A 13,892-nucleotide genomic window follows, 5' to 3' on the forward strand; every position below is an offset into this window, starting at 1 on the left:
GTGGTCGTCGCGGTGGACGTCCCCGACGGGCGTGCCGTCGCCGACCCCGACCGCGGCCTCGACCCGACCGCGCTGGGGGAGGTGCGGGTCTCCGGGAACGTCCGACTCGGGAAGGCCGCCGCCGTCCACGTCGACGCGTCCGACGCCGAGACCGACGTCTCCGCCGCGGCCGACGCGCTCGCCGCCGCGGACGCCGGTGACGACGACGCGCAGTTCGTGGTGGACGGCGCCGAGGACCACGAGCTGCTGTGGTTCGCGACGCAGGAGATCCCGGGGTTGGTGGGGCTGGGCGGCTGAGCCGTCCCTTGGTCAACACCTTACGGGACCTGCGTAAACCCCTCCGCCACAGGTGATTGTCAGTGGGGCCGGGTACGTTTGCGGGCATGGGGAAGCACGTCGGGGCGCACATCGTCTGGGACTGGAACGGCACGCTCTTTCACGACAACGAGGCGATCATCGGGGCGACCAACGCCGCGTTCGCGGAAGTGGGGCTCGCGCCGATCGCGATGGAGCGGTACCGGGAGCTGTACACGGTTCCGGTGCCGAGGTTCTACGAGCGGTTGATGGGGAGGCTGCCCACGGACGAGGAGTGGGAGGTCATGGACGTCCTCTTCCACCGGTACTACGCCGCGCACAGCGCCGTCTGCTCGCTCACGGACGGCGTGGCCGAACTGCTCGGGCAGTGGGGGGACGCGGGGCACAGCCAGTCCATCCTGAGCATGTACGAGCACGCCGAACTCGTCCCGCTGGTCCGCGGCTTCGGCATCGAGGCGCACTTCGTCCGTGTCGAGGGACGGATCGGACCCTCGGGCGGCAGCAAGGCCGAGCACATGGTCCGCCACCTCCAGTCCCTCACCGGCGTCGACCCACAGCGGACGGTCGTCATCGGAGACGCCTCGGACGACGCCCTCGCTGCCCGGCACGTCGGCGCCCGCGCCGTGCTCTACACCGGCGGCTCCCACAGCCGCACGAGCCTGGAGGAGGTCGGCGTACCGGTGGTGGACTCCTTGGGGGAGGCGGTCGAGCTGGCGGGGCGGATGGTGTCGTAGGGCCCTTGCCCGTCGGCACACCCCTCGGCGCCTGCGAAGGCTCCCTCGGTGATCCGGCCGCGCCCGGGGTGGGTGTGAGGGTGAGAGGACGGTAGGAAACGACGTGCGGAAAGGCCCGTCGGACAGGGAGGCACGCCGGGGGGAAGGGGGCGGACGGGGGGAGCATGGGGGGCATTTCGCGCACGAGATGTGCAGGGTGTCGAAGATCAGTGCTCTGTTTTGTACACATACGGCTCATGACGGCGCCCCGGTGAAGGGCGATAGCCTGGTGGCGTGATCAGCGCGATATCTCGCGGGGGTGCGTTTTCCCCTGCCCTGCGCCCGGTCGGCACGGATCAACTCCGGCACCGGGCGGCGGTCGCTGGTCTTCGCGGGCGAGGCGGAAAACCGAGGGTTTCCCGGCCGTCGTCCCCTCCTCGGACGGCGGCGCCGAGAGCGGCGTCACAGTCCCGAGGCGCGGATACCCCCTCGCTCATCTCCCCCCGCGGCATAGCGTCGGACCAGACCGGACACCCCGCGTCGAGGCGTTCCGTGCCGGGGGAAGAGACCGAACTTCCTTCAACGTCACGCAACGGCGCGCGACAGGAGCCAGAGGACAATGCAGACCAAGCTGGACGAAGCCAAGGCCGAGCTGCTCGAAAGGGCGGCCCGGGTCGCTGAGAACAGCCCGGTCGGGGGGCACCTACCGACCGGGACGACCGAGGAGGCAGCCCCCTCGGGAACCCGCGGCCAGGGTGACTCCTCACCCCCGGACCACGACTCCGTGCTCTCCTTCCTTCAGCGGTACTACCTCCACACGGCCCCGGAGGACCTCGGCGACCGCGACCCGGTCGACGTCTTCGGCGCCGCCTACTCCCACTACCGGCTGGCCGAGAATCGCCCCCAGGGCACGGCGAACGTCCGGGTGCACACCCCGACCGTCGAGGAGAACGGCTGGCAGTGCAGCCACTCGATCGTCGAGGTCGTCACCGACGACATGCCGTTCCTGGTCGACTCCGTCACCAACGAGCTGTCCCGCCAGTCCCGCGGCATCCACCTCGTCATCCACCCGCAGGTCGTCGTCCGGCGTGACGTCACCGGCAAGCTGATCGAGATCCTCGGCGCCCCGGCCGCCGGCGGGGACCTGCCGCACGACGTGCACGTCGAGTCCTGGATCCACGTCGAGATCGACCGCGAGAGCGACCGCGCGGACCTCAAGCAGATCAACGCCGATCTGCTGCGCGTCCTGTCGGACGTCCGGGAGGCCGTCGAGGACTGGGAGAAGATGCGGGAGGCGGCCGTCCGGATCGCCGACGAGCTGCCCGCCGAGTCCGTGCCGGGCGACCTGCCCTCCCCGGAGGTCGAGGAGGCCCGTGAGCTGCTGCGCTGGCTGGCCGCCGACCACTTCACGTTCCTCGGCTTCCGCGAGTACGAACTCCGCGAGGACGACTCGCTGACCGCCGTCCCCGGCACCGGCCTCGGCATCCTGCGCGCCGACCCGCACCACGACGCCGACGAGTCGCACCCCGTCTCCCCCTCCTTCGAACGGCTCCCGGCGGACGCCCGCGCCAAGGCCCGCGAGCACAAGCTCCTCGTCCTGACCAAGGCGAACAGCCGGGCGACGGTCCACCGGCCGTCGTACCTGGACTACGTAGGCGTCAAGAAGTTCGACGCGGACGGCAACGTCGTCGGCGAACGGCGCTTCCTCGGCCTGTTCTCCTCGGCCGCCTACACCGAGTCGGTGCTCCGCGTCCCCGTCATCCGCCGCAAGGTCGCCGAGGTGCTGACCGGCGCCGGGTTCACCCGCGACAGCCACGACGGGCGCGACCTCCTCCAGATCATGGAGACCTACCCGCGCGACGAGCTGTTCCAGATCCCCGTGGACGAGCTGCGGACGATCGTCACCAGCGTGCTGTACCTGCAAGAACGCAGGCGCCTGCGGCTCTACTTGAGGCAGGACGAGTACGGGCGCTACTACTCGGCGCTGGTCTACCTGCCGCGCGACCGGTACACAACGGGCGTACGCCTGCGGATCATCGACATCCTGCGCGAGGAACTCGGCGGTATCAACGTCGACTTCACCGCCTGGAACACCGAATCCATCCTGTCCCGGCTGCACTTCGTCGTCCGCGTCCCGCAGGGCACCGAACTCCCGCAGCTCTCCGAGGCCGACAAGGACCGCATCGAGGCGCGGCTCGTCGAGGCCGCCCGGTCCTGGGCGGACGCGTTCGCGGAGGCGCTGAACGCGGAGTGCGGCGAGGAGCGCGCGGCCGAACTGCTGCGCCGCTACGGCACCGCGTTCCCCGAGGGCTACAAGGCCGACCACACCCCGCGCGCGGCCGTCGCCGACCTCGTCCACCTCGAACGGCTCGGCGAGCGGAAGGACTTCGCGCTCAGCCTGTACGAGCCGGTCGGTGCCGCACCCGACGAACGCCGGTTCAAGATCTACCGCAAGGGTGAGCCGGTCTCCCTCTCGGCGGTCCTGCCGGTGCTCAGCCGGCTCGGCGTCGAGGTCGTCGACGAGCGGCCCTACGAGCTGCGCTGCGCGGACCAGCCGAACTCCTGGATCTACGACTTCGGCCTGCGCATCCCGCAACTCCTCGGCAACGGCGACCAGTTGGGCGACGACGGCCGTGAGCGCGTCCAGGAGGCGTTCGCCGCGACCTGGACCGGCGCCGCCGAGAACGACGGCTTCAACGCGCTCGTCCTCGGCGCCGGACTGACCTGGCGGCAGGCGATGGTGCTGCGCGCCTACGCCAAGTACCTGCGCCAGGCGGGCTCGACGTTCAGCCAGGACTACATGGAGGACACCCTCCGCACGAACGTCCACACCACCCGGCTGCTGGTCTCCCTCTTCGAGGCCCGCATGTCCCCCGACCGGCAGAACGCCGGCCGCGAGCTGGTCGACGCGCTCCTCGAAGAGCTGGACGCCGCCCTCGACCAGGTCGCCTCGCTCGACGAAGACCGCATCCTGCGCTCCTACTTGACCGTCATCAAGGCGACCCTGCGCACCAACTTCTTCCAGAAGACGGCCGACGGCACCCCGCACGCGTACGTGTCGATGAAGTTCGACCCGCAGGCCATCCCCGATCTCCCCGCGCCGCGACCGGCGTTCGAGATCTGGGTGTACTCGCCGCGTGTCGAAGGCGTCCACCTGCGGTTCGGCAAGGTCGCGCGCGGTGGCCTGCGCTGGTCCGACCGGCGCGAGGACTTCCGCACCGAGATCCTCGGCCTGGTCAAGGCGCAGATGGTGAAGAACACCGTGATCGTGCCGGTCGGCGCGAAGGGCGGGTTCGTCGCCAAGCAACTGCCCGACCCGAACGTCGACCGGGACGCGTGGCTCGCGGAAGGCGTCGCCAGCTACAAGACGTTCATCTCGGCGCTCCTCGACATCACGGACAACCTGTCCGGCGGGGAGGTCGTGCCGCCCAAGGACGTCGTCCGGCACGACGAGGACGACACGTACCTCGTCGTCGCCGCCGACAAGGGCACCGCGACGTTCTCCGACATCGCCAACGCCGTCGCCGAGTCGTACGACTTCTGGCTCGGGGACGCGTTCGCGTCCGGCGGGTCGGCCGGGTACGACCACAAGGGCATGGGGATCACCGCGCGGGGTGCCTGGGAGTCGGTGAAACGGCACTTCAGGGAGCTGGGCGTCGACACGCAGAGCGAGGACTTCACCGTCGTCGGTGTCGGGGACATGTCCGGGGACGTGTTCGGCAACGGCATGCTGCTGTCCGAGCACATCAGGCTCGTCGCCGCGTTCGACCACCGGCACATCTTCATCGACCCCGTCCCGGACGCCGCCGTCTCCTACGCCGAGCGGCGCCGCCTGTTCGAGCTGCCGCGCTCCAGCTGGGGCGACTACAACGTCGACCTGCTCTCGGCGGGGGGCGGGATCTTCCCGCGCAGCGCCAAGGCCATCCAGCTCAACGGGCACATCCGCGAGGCCCTCGGGATCGACCCCGGGGTCGCCAAGGTGACCCCGGCCGAGCTGATGAAGGCGATCCTCCAGGCGCCGGTCGACCTGCTGTGGAACGGCGGCATCGGGACGTACGTCAAGGCGTCCGTCGAATCCCAGGCCGACGTCGGCGACAAGGCCAACGACGCGATCCGGGTGGACGGCGCCGACCTGCGCGTCAAGGTCGTCGGCGAGGGCGGCAACCTCGGGCTGACCCAGCTCGGGCGGATCGAGTTCGCGCTGACCGGCGGGAAGATCAACACGGACGCGATCGACAACAGCGCCGGTGTCGACACCTCCGACCACGAGGTCAACATCAAGATCCTGCTCAACGGGCTCGTCACCGAAGGCGACATGACCGTCAAGCAGCGCAACAAGATCCTCGCCGAGATGACCGACGAGGTCGGCCGGCTGGTCCTGCGCAACAACTACGCGCAGAACACCGCCCTCGCCAACGCGCTCGCCCAGTCCGGCGACATGCTCCACGCGCAGCAGCGGTTCATGAAGCACCTCGTCCGCGAGGGGCACCTCGACCGGGCCCTGGAATTCCTGCCGACCGACCGCCAGATCCGCGAGCGGCTCGCCGCCGGGCAGGGCCTCACCAGCCCCGAGACGGCCGTCCTCCTCGCGTACACGAAGATCACCGTCTCGGACGAGCTGCTCCAGACCACGCTCCCCGACGACCCCTTCCTCGCGACCCTGCTGCACGCCTACTTCCCGAGCGCCCTGCGCGAGAAGTTCGCCGAGCAGATCGACAGCCACCCGCTGCGCCGCGAGATCACCACGACCGTGCTGGTCAACGACACCGTCAACACCGGCGGGACGACCTACCTGCACCGGCTGCGCGAGGAGACCGGCGCCTCGCTTGAGGAGATCGTCCGCGCGCAGACCGCCGCGCGGATCATCTTCCGCTCGGCCGGGGTGTGGGACGCGGTGGAGGCCCTCGACAACCGGGTCGAGGCCGCCGTCCTCACCCGGATCCGGCTGCACTCCCGCCGGCTCGTCGAGCGCGGGACGCGCTGGCTGCTCAACAACCGGCCCCAGCCGCTCCAGCTCGCCGAGACGGTGGACTTCTTCGCCGAGCGCGTGGAGCTGGTCTGGTCGCAGCTGCCCAAGCTGCTGCGGGGGGCCGATCTGGAGTGGTACCAGCAGATCCACGACGAGCTGACGTCCGCCGGGGTCCCCGACGAGTGCGCGACACGTGTCGCCGGGTTCTCCTCCGCCTTCCCGACGCTGGACATCGTGTCGGTGGGGGACCGGATGGGGAAGGACCCCCTGGACGTCGCGGACGTGTACTACGACCTCGCCGACCGGCTGCGGATCACGCAGCTCATGGACCGGATCATCGACCTGCCGCGTGCGGACCGGTGGCAGTCCATGGCCCGTGCGTCGATCCGGGAGGACCTGTACGCGGCGCACTCCGCGTTGACCGCCGACGTCCTCGCCGCCGGGAACGGAACGTCCACGCCTGAGCAGCGGTTCAAGGTGTGGGAGTCGAAGAACTCGGCGATCCTCGGGCGGGCTCGGGTGACGCTGGAGGAGATCCAGGGGTCGGATTCGTTCGACCTGGCGAACTTGTCCGTGGCTATGCGGACGATGCGGACGATGTTGCGTACGCATCTGTAGGGCTTGGACGACGATGAGGGCGCCCCTGGCCGGTTGGCTGGGGGCGCCCTTGTTGCGCTCTTCGGGAGGTGGGCCGCTCAGGCGTGCGGCATATGAGAAGAACTGTGACTCAGGCAGCTTTTTTCTTGCCGCCGCTGGTGAAGGCCTCGTACTCCTTCATGACCTCTTCCGTCGGGCCGTCCATCCGCAGCTCGCCCCGCTCCAGCCACAGCACCCGCTCGCAGGTGTCCCGGATGGACTTGTTGTTGTGGCTGACCAGGAACACCGTGCCCGCGTGGCGCCGCATCTCGCGGATGCGTTCCTCGGAGCGGCGCTGGAACTTCGCGTCGCCGGTCGCGAGGGCCTCGTCGATGAGGAGGACGTCGTGGTCCTTGGCGGCGGCGATGGAGAAGCGCAGGCGGGAGCCCATGCCGGAGGAGTAGGTGCGCATGGGGAGGGAGATGAAGTCGCCCTTCTCGTTGATGCCGGAGAAGTCGACGATCTCCTGGTAGCGCTCCTTGATCTGCTCGCGGGACATGCCCATCGCGAGGCCGCCGAGGTAGACGTTGCGCTCACCGGTCAGGTCGCCCATGAGGGCCGCGTTGACGCCGAGGAGGGAGGGCTGGCCGTCCGTGTAGATCCGGCCGTTCTCCACGGGGAGCAGGCCCGCGACGGCCTTCAGCAGCGTCGACTTGCCGGAGCCGTTCGTGCCGATCAGGCCGATCGCCTCACCCTTGTAGGCGACGAACGAGACGTTCTTGACGGCGTGCACGAGGCGCGTGCCGGCCGCCTTCTCCGCGTTCTTGCGGCGCAGCATGCGGTTCAGGGCGGCGGTGGCGGAGCCTCGGCTGCCGGTGCCGTTGACGCGGTAGACGATGTCGACTCCGTCGGCTACGACGGTGGGGACGAGGGTGTCGTTCGACGTGCTGCCGGAGGGGGTTTTGGGGGTCTCAGCCACGGCCGTACGTCTCCTCAGCCTTCCAGAAGTAGATGAAGCCGCCGACGCCCGCGAGGAGCGCCCAGCCGGTGGCCAGCGGCCAGACGTGCGGCGGGAGCTGGTGCGCGTGGAAGCTGTCGATCAGGGCGTAGCGCATCAGGTCGATGTAGACGGACGCCGGGTTGGCCTGGAGCAGGTGGCCGGCCCAGGCGGGCCAGTCGTGGTGCTTCTTGACCAGCTGGTCGATGCTCCACATGACGCCCGACACGTACATCCACGTCCGCAGCACGAACGGCATGAGCTGCGCGATGTCCGGGGTCTTCGCGCCGAGCCTGGCCATGATCATCGAGACGCCCGCGTTGAACACGAACTGGAGGGTGAGCGCCGGGATCACCAGCACCCAGGACGCCGCCGGCGGCACCCCCATCGCCAGCAGGATCACCACCAGCGCGCCCATCGAGAACATCAGCTGCTGGAGCTGCTGGAGGCAGAACGAGATGGGCAGCGCCGCGCGCGGGAAGTGCAGCGCCCGCACCAGGCCCAGGTTGCCGGAGATCGCGCGGGTGCCCGCCAGGATCGAGCTCTGCGTGAACGTCCACACGAACACGCCCGTCACCAGGAACGGGATGTAGTCCGGGACGCCCTTCTTCGTGCCCAGCAGCACGCCGAAGATCAGGTAGTACACGGCCGCGTTCAGCAGCGGCGTCATGACCTGCCAGACCTGCCCCAGCTTCGCCTGGCTGTACTGCGCGGTCAGCTTGGCCGTGGAGAACGCGGTGATGAAGTGGCGGCGGGCCCACAGGTCGCGGACGTACTGCGGCAGCGACGGGCGCGCTCCGCTCACCGACAGCCCGTGGCGCTCGGCCAGCGCCCGGAGGTCCTGGGGCGGGGCGGGGGTGGTGCTGCGGGGCGGTGTGTCGAGTGCCTGGCTCACATCCGCTGCTTTCTTTCGGGGGTGGGGGTGCGCGATCCCGGCGCGGTCGCCTGGAGGGGGCGTGTTTTCTTACGGTTCTCTCGAAGTTCTCTTACGACGGGACGGCACCGTATCGTCGCAACGCGAGCGTAGGCCGAGGGGGCGTCGGAACGCAACCGTATCGTCGTGGCGTGGGGGAGGGGGCTGGGCGATATGGTCGCGGGGCGTCGGGAAGGTGACGGCGTCGGGACGGGACGGTTGCGTCGTCACGTTCTGCGTGGGGACGGGACCGTATCGTCGCGACGCCCTATGCTGGGGCGCATGACGACGAACGCCGAGAGTGCCGGGACGCGGACGCGCCGTAGAGCGCCGGCCGGGGCCGCGGTGCTCCGTGAGGACGTGACGGAGGCCATCAGGGCCGCCGTCTTCGAGGAGCTGGCGTCCGTCGGCTACGCGCGGATGTCGATCGAGGGCATCGCGCGGCGCGCAGGGGTCGGCAAGACAGCGGTGTACCGGCGCTGGAAGTCGAAGCTTCACCTGGTCCTTGAGATCGTCTCCGCGGTCGCGGTGCAGGGCCTGCCGGTCCCGGACACGGGGAGCCTTGAGGGTGACCTGCGGCTGCTCTACGAGTTCATGTCCCGCGCCCTGCGCCACCCCGTCGTCTCGCAGATCGTCCCCGACCTCCAGGCCGAGTCCGCCCGCAACGCGGAGATCGCCGAGGCCGTCCAGAAGGCGCTGCGCGACGGCCAGGAGAGCGTCGCGAACAAGATCATGCTGGCGGCGATGAACCGGGGCGAGATCAGCGAGAAGTTCGACGACGAACTCGCCCTCGACCTTGTCTCCGGGCCGATGTACTGGCGGGCGCTGGTGGTGCGGCAGGGGGTCGACAAGGGGTATCCGGCGCAGCTCGCGCGGGCTACGGCGGCTGCGCTCAAGGCGTTGTGAGGGTGGGGAGTGCCGCGAGCCCGTGAGTCTCGTGAACCTCGCCCGTTCCCGTGAGGGCGATCCCGTGAGCGCGCCCCGGGCGCGACCCCGGCGGCTTCACGGCGCCGAGGCGTGTCCGGCCGGCCCGGACGCCGTCGACCGCCCCGCCGACTCCAACCGCCCCGCCAGCTTCACCAGTTCCGCCGCCTCCAGCACCCGTCCCCCGAACCCCGGCAACGGCACCCGCACGGCCCGCGTCCACCGCTCCGGGATCCCCTCGACCCCGTACACCGCCCCGGCCAGCGCTCCCGTGACGGCGGCCACCGTGTCCGTGTCGCCCCCGAGGTCGATCGCGGCGCGCAGGGCGGCCTCGAAATCGCCGGTGGTGCGCAGCGCCCACACGGCGGAGCCCAGGCAGGGCCAGACCGCGCCGTTGAACTCGGTGGCCTGGTCGGGGTGCCAGCCGGGGGCGAGGACGGTGGCGTAGCGGTCGCGGTGGTCGGGGTGGAGGAGGGCGAGGGTCTGCGGGACGACGGTCAGGGGGTCGTTCCCGGTGAGGGCGGCGCGGATCAACTCGTGCAGGGCGGCGGTGCCCTCCCAGGCTGCGGCGTCGCCGTGGGTGAGCGCGGCGAGGCGGCGGCCCGCGTCGAGGGTGGCCGACCGTCCTCGGCCGGCGAAGTACACCGCCGAGGTGGCCGCCCGCATCAACGCGCCATTGCCCGCTGCCCGTTGGCTCACCTGGAAGTGGAGCGCGGCGGCGAGGTCCCAGGGGTCCCCGCTCGTCAGGACCGCCTCGGTCTGGAGGCCGATGTCCTTGGGGTCGGCCGCCGCCCAGCGCCGGAAGCGGTCGAAGACGTCGGCGGGGTCGAGCCCGCCGCGCTCCAGGAGGGACTCCCCGACGAGGACGGCCATCTGCGTGTCGTCCGTGGCCTCCCCGGGGTCCCAGCCTCCGCCGCCGCACATCTCCTCGGCCGGGGCACCCGGCGGGAACCGTGCGGAGAACGCTCCCTCGGGGCCGAACTCGAAGGGGGCGCCCAGCGCGTCCCCGACGGCGGAGCCGAGGACGGCGCCGGTGGCGCGGGAGCGCCGGGACGTCTCTTTCCGTACCGCTGACACAGGGCCCCGCTACCGCCCCGCCGCCTCGGGGTGCAGCCGCACCCACCCCTCCCAGGCGGACGAGATCATCTCCCGCACGTCGTGCTTCGCCTTCCACCCCAGCTCGGTGGCGATCCGCTCGGCGGAGGCGACCACGCGTGGGGGGTCGCCGGCGCGGCGCGGGTGGAGCGTCGGGGGCAGGTCGTAGCCGGTGACGGCGGCGATGAGGTCGATCATCTCGCGGACGGAGACGCCCTCACCGCGGCCGATGTTGAGGGTCAGTGTGCGCCCCGGGGACGTCTGGAGCGCGCGGGCCGTCGCCACGTGGGCGTCGGCCAGGTCGACGACGTGGATGTAGTCGCGCACGCAGGTGCCGTCAGGGGTGGGGTAGTCGGCGCCGAAGACGCGCGGGGCCTCGCCGGCGGTGAGGCGTTCGAAGACCATGGGGACGATGTTGAAGACGCCGACGTCGGCGAGGGCGGGCTCGGCCGCGCCCGCGACGTTGAAGTAGCGCAGGCAGGCCGTCGACAGCCCCGTCGCCCGCGCGGTCGCGTTCACCAGCCACTCGCCCGCCAGCTTCGTCTCCCCGTAGGGCGACATCGGCCGGCACGGTGTCTCCTCGGTGACCAGGTCCACGTCGGGCATGCCGTAGACGGCCGCCGAGGAGGAGAACACGAACGACGCGACGCCCGCCTTCGTCACCTCGTCGAGCAGGACGCGCAGCCCCTCGACGTTTTCCCGGTAGTAGTGCAGCGGGCGCTCCACCGACTCACCGACCTGCTTCTTCGCCGCCAGATGCACCACGCCTGTCACACCGTGGGCGGCCAGCACCGACGCCACGCGCTCCGCGTCCAGCGTCGACCCCTCCACCAGCGGCACCCCCGCCGGGAGCCGCTCGGGGATGCCCGACGACAGGTCGTCGTACACGACCGCCCGCTCGCCCGCCTCCGTCATCGCCCGCACGACATGCGCCCCGATGTACCCGGCGCCCCCCGTGATCAGCCACGTCATGTCCGGCCTTCCCCTCCACGTCTCGGCCTCGTGCCCCCAGTCAAGCAGGCGCGGGCTCCCGGCGCAGAGCCTGTGGACAACTCTCCGTGCCACCCTCGGCGCGGCCCGTGGTCGCACGCCAGAGGCGGACGAAGGACAGCACCGCGGCGGTCAGCAGGAGGCCGTTGCGCAGCAGCATCAGGAAGCAGCCGGCCCAGGAGCAGTCGATGAGCGTGAAGTACAGGACCGGGAACACGGCCGCGCTGACCGCCGTCGCCGCCAGGACCAGCGCGGCGACCGGCCGCTGGACGGTGTGCCGGGAGGTCAGGCACACCGCGGACAGGCCGATCAGCCAGATCATGTACTGCGGGCTGATCACCCGGCTGGTGACCGTGAACAGCAGGACGGCGCACAGGGCCGCGTCGAACGGCGTCGCGGACGTGTGCCGCCGGGAGCGCAGCCGCCACAGCAGGAGCAGCGCGAAGGCGACGGCCGTCAGCGCGAGGGAGGCGTCGGCGACGGCGCCCACGTGCGGGCCGACGAACTCTATGGCGCCGTACTGGTAGCGCACGACACCCGGCCACCCCGCGTGGGTGGCGAACATCAGGAACGTGCCGCCCAGGGACTCGATCTGCACACCCCGCCCGCCCTGCTGCCGCAGGAACGCGAACGGGTGCGCGAAGGCCGCCACCAGGACGGCGAGAACGGTGACGGCGGTGACGGCCGCCCCCGCCCACGCCGCGCGCGTGGGACGGCCCTTCGGCACGCCCAGGAGGAGGAGCGCCGGCCACACCTTCACCAGTGCCCCGAGCGCCGCGAAGGCGCCGCCCACGCGCGGGCGGCGTGCCGTCGTCACCAGGGAGATCACCGCCAGCATGGTGACCTGGACGTCGTAGCGGGCCAGCGGGGTGTGCAGCAGGAGCGGCAGACCGCACACCCACAGCGCGGCGCCGGCCAGGGAACGGCCCGGGGCGGCGCCCGCGCGCGTGAGGACGGCCGTCGTCACTGCGTCGCACAGGAGCGTCAGGACGACGAACGCCTGGAGGTAGGAGAGGAACGGCAGCAGCGCGGGCGAGAGCATGACCGCTCCGGCGCCCGGCGGGTACTGCCACAGGGGATCATGGGTGGGGAACGTGCCGTGGACGAGGACGAGATACCAGTCGTGGTACAGCTGTGCCACCTCGCGGGTGACACTGCCTTCGCCGAGCCATCGCGAGTCGCCGTGCGTGAGCAGCCAGAGCATCCACGCGCGCGTGGAGAGCCATCCGGCGCCGAGAACGAACAGGCGGTGACGTTTCTTCGCACCGCCTGGAGGGCGGGAGGAAGCGGTGGTCATTTGCCGGATCGTAAGCGGGCCGTATCCCGTTGCTGCACTAATGGACACCTAGAACACAGTGAATCGCAGGTAAGACCGCTCCTATGGCTCAGATGACGCAGAATCGGCCCGTGACGACCACTCGCTTCGCGCGCTCGCGTCCTGCCGCCACCGCCGCCATATCCGTGCCCGTCGTGACCATGACCGTCCTGGGGCTCTGGGGGATCGACCGCGGCGGCATGTGGCGCGACGAAGCGGTCACCTACGAGGTCGGGCAGCGGTCGCTGCCGCAGATCTGGCGCCTGCTGCACGAGGTCGACGCCGTGCACGGCCTGTACTACCTGTTCATGCGCGTCGTCCTCGGCGTGCACGCGAGCGAGGTCGCCCTGCGGCTGCCGTCCGTCGTCGGCGCCGCCGTCGCCGCCGGGCTGGTCGCGGCCATCGGCACCCGCCTCGCCCGGCCGCGCGTCGGCCTGTGGGCGGGCCTGCTGTTCGCGTGCTCCCCGATGGTCTCCCACTACGCCCAGGAAGGCCGCTCCTACGCCCTCGTGGCGGCCGGCGCGCTCGGCGCGACCCTCCTGCTCCTGCGGGCCCTCGACGGCGGCTCCTGGTGGCCCTACGGCCTCACCCTCGCCGTCACCAGCCTGCTGCACGAGTTCGCCGTGCTGATCCTGATCGCCCACGGCGTCACCCTGATCCTGTCCCGCGCCTCCAGACGGGACTGGACGCGCTGGACCGCTTCGTCCGGGGTGGTCGTGCTGGTCCTCCTGCCCCTCGTGTACGTCTCCAACGGGCAGTCCAAGCAGGTGTCCTGGCTGGCCCGCCCGGACCTGGAGCAGGTCGAGGACCTGACCCGGAAGTTCTTCGGCATCCCCGGCGCCGTCTACTGGACCGGCCTGCTGCTCGCGCTCGTCGCCCTGCCGGGCCGGCGCCGCCTGTCCGTCGCGACGGTCGCCGCGCCCCTCCTCGTCCTCCCGCCCGCCGTGCTGCTCCTGGCCTCCCAGGAGAAGCCCATGTTCGACGACCGGTACGTCCTGTACGCGCTCGCCGGAGCGCCGCTGCTCGTCGCGGCGGGCGCGGACCGGCTGCTGTCCCTCGCGGCGGCACGGCTCTCCCCGCGCGCG

The 13,892-nt window shown here is 71.0% G+C and carries 10 protein-coding genes; 5 read left to right on the plus strand and 5 right to left on the minus strand.

Translation table 11 applies throughout. The features are described from left to right. From ACVNF4_RS22675 to ACVNF4_RS22685, 3 genes are all read left to right on the plus strand, one after another. Positions 1-297: DUF6912 family protein (locus ACVNF4_RS22675; RefSeq protein WP_461804701.1), on the plus strand; the 297-nt coding region annotated here is incomplete at its 5' end. A gap of 86 nt (positions 298-383) precedes the next feature. Continuing rightward, positions 384-1,049 (plus strand): HAD family hydrolase, encoded by a 666-nt coding sequence (locus tag ACVNF4_RS22680; protein ID WP_461804702.1) that lies wholly within the window; start codon positions 384-386, stop codon positions 1,047-1,049. 598 nt (positions 1,050-1,647) lie between these two features. Beyond that, a complete protein-coding gene (locus ACVNF4_RS22685) occupies positions 1,648-6,615 on the plus strand; it encodes an NAD-glutamate dehydrogenase (RefSeq protein WP_461804703.1) in 4,968 nt (1,655 codons plus the stop codon). A gap of 109 nt (positions 6,616-6,724) precedes the next feature. On the opposite strand, the gene ACVNF4_RS22690 is transcribed toward ACVNF4_RS22685, so the two are convergent. Together ACVNF4_RS22690 and ACVNF4_RS22695 are read right to left on the minus strand one after the other, a co-directional pair. Beyond that, positions 6,725-7,552 (minus strand): ABC transporter ATP-binding protein, encoded by an 828-nt coding sequence (locus ACVNF4_RS22690; RefSeq protein ID WP_461804704.1) that lies wholly within the window; start codon positions 7,550-7,552, stop codon positions 6,725-6,727. After that, a complete protein-coding gene (locus tag ACVNF4_RS22695) occupies positions 7,545-8,465 on the minus strand; it encodes an ABC transporter permease (protein WP_461804705.1) in 921 nt (306 codons plus the stop codon). The genes ACVNF4_RS22690 and ACVNF4_RS22695 overlap by 8 nt, the downstream gene beginning before the upstream one ends. 288 nt (positions 8,466-8,753) lie before the next feature. On the opposite strand from ACVNF4_RS22695, the gene ACVNF4_RS22700 reads away from it, so the two are divergent. After that, positions 8,754-9,389, plus strand: a complete 636-nt coding sequence (locus ACVNF4_RS22700; protein WP_461804706.1) for a TetR/AcrR family transcriptional regulator — start codon at positions 8,754-8,756, stop codon at positions 9,387-9,389. A 96-nt stretch (positions 9,390-9,485) separates the two neighbouring features. Here ACVNF4_RS22700 and ACVNF4_RS22705 read toward each other — a convergent pair whose 3' ends face one another. Genes ACVNF4_RS22705 through ACVNF4_RS22715 form a run of 3 tightly spaced genes read right to left on the minus strand, consistent with a single transcriptional unit; the run spans position 9,486 to position 12,789 of the window. Further along, positions 9,486-10,484 carry an ADP-ribosylglycohydrolase family protein gene (locus tag ACVNF4_RS22705; protein WP_461804707.1) on the minus strand — a complete coding sequence of 333 codons (999 nt, stop codon included), beginning with the start codon at positions 10,482-10,484 and terminating at the stop codon, positions 9,486-9,488. 9 nt (positions 10,485-10,493) lie between these two features. Next, complete coding sequence (gene galE / locus ACVNF4_RS22710; protein WP_461804708.1) at positions 10,494-11,474, minus strand: UDP-glucose 4-epimerase GalE; 981 nt, start codon at positions 11,472-11,474, stop codon at positions 10,494-10,496. 40 nt (positions 11,475-11,514) lie between these two features. Next, positions 11,515-12,789: a glycosyltransferase family 87 protein gene (locus ACVNF4_RS22715; RefSeq protein WP_461804709.1), complete on the minus strand. Its 1,275-nt coding sequence runs from the start codon at positions 12,787-12,789 to the stop codon at positions 11,515-11,517. 110 nt (positions 12,790-12,899) lie between these two features. Between ACVNF4_RS22715 and ACVNF4_RS22720 the strand changes: the two genes are divergently transcribed. After that, a partial coding sequence (locus ACVNF4_RS22720; RefSeq protein ID WP_461804710.1) for a glycosyltransferase family 39 protein occupies positions 12,900-13,892 on the plus strand: 993 nt, incomplete at its 3' end.

This window comes from Streptomyces sp. S6, from assembly GCF_054880855.1.

Coding starts and splice junctions, on each gene's coding strand:
- ACVNF4_RS22680 (WP_461804702.1), top strand. CDS start 384: ATGGGGAAGCACGTCGGGGCGCACATCGTCTGGGACTGGAACGGCACG.
- ACVNF4_RS22685 (WP_461804703.1), top strand. CDS start 1,648: ATGCAGACCAAGCTGGACGAAGCCAAGGCCGAGCTGCTCGAAAGGGCG.
- ACVNF4_RS22700 (WP_461804706.1), top strand. CDS start 8,754: ATGCTGGGGCGCATGACGACGAACGCCGAGAGTGCCGGGACGCGGACG.
- galE (WP_461804708.1), bottom strand. CDS start 11,474: ATGACGTGGCTGATCACGGGGGGCGCCGGGTACATCGGGGCGCATGTC.
- ACVNF4_RS22715 (WP_461804709.1), bottom strand. CDS start 12,789: ATGACCACCGCTTCCTCCCGCCCTCCAGGCGGTGCGAAGAAACGTCAC.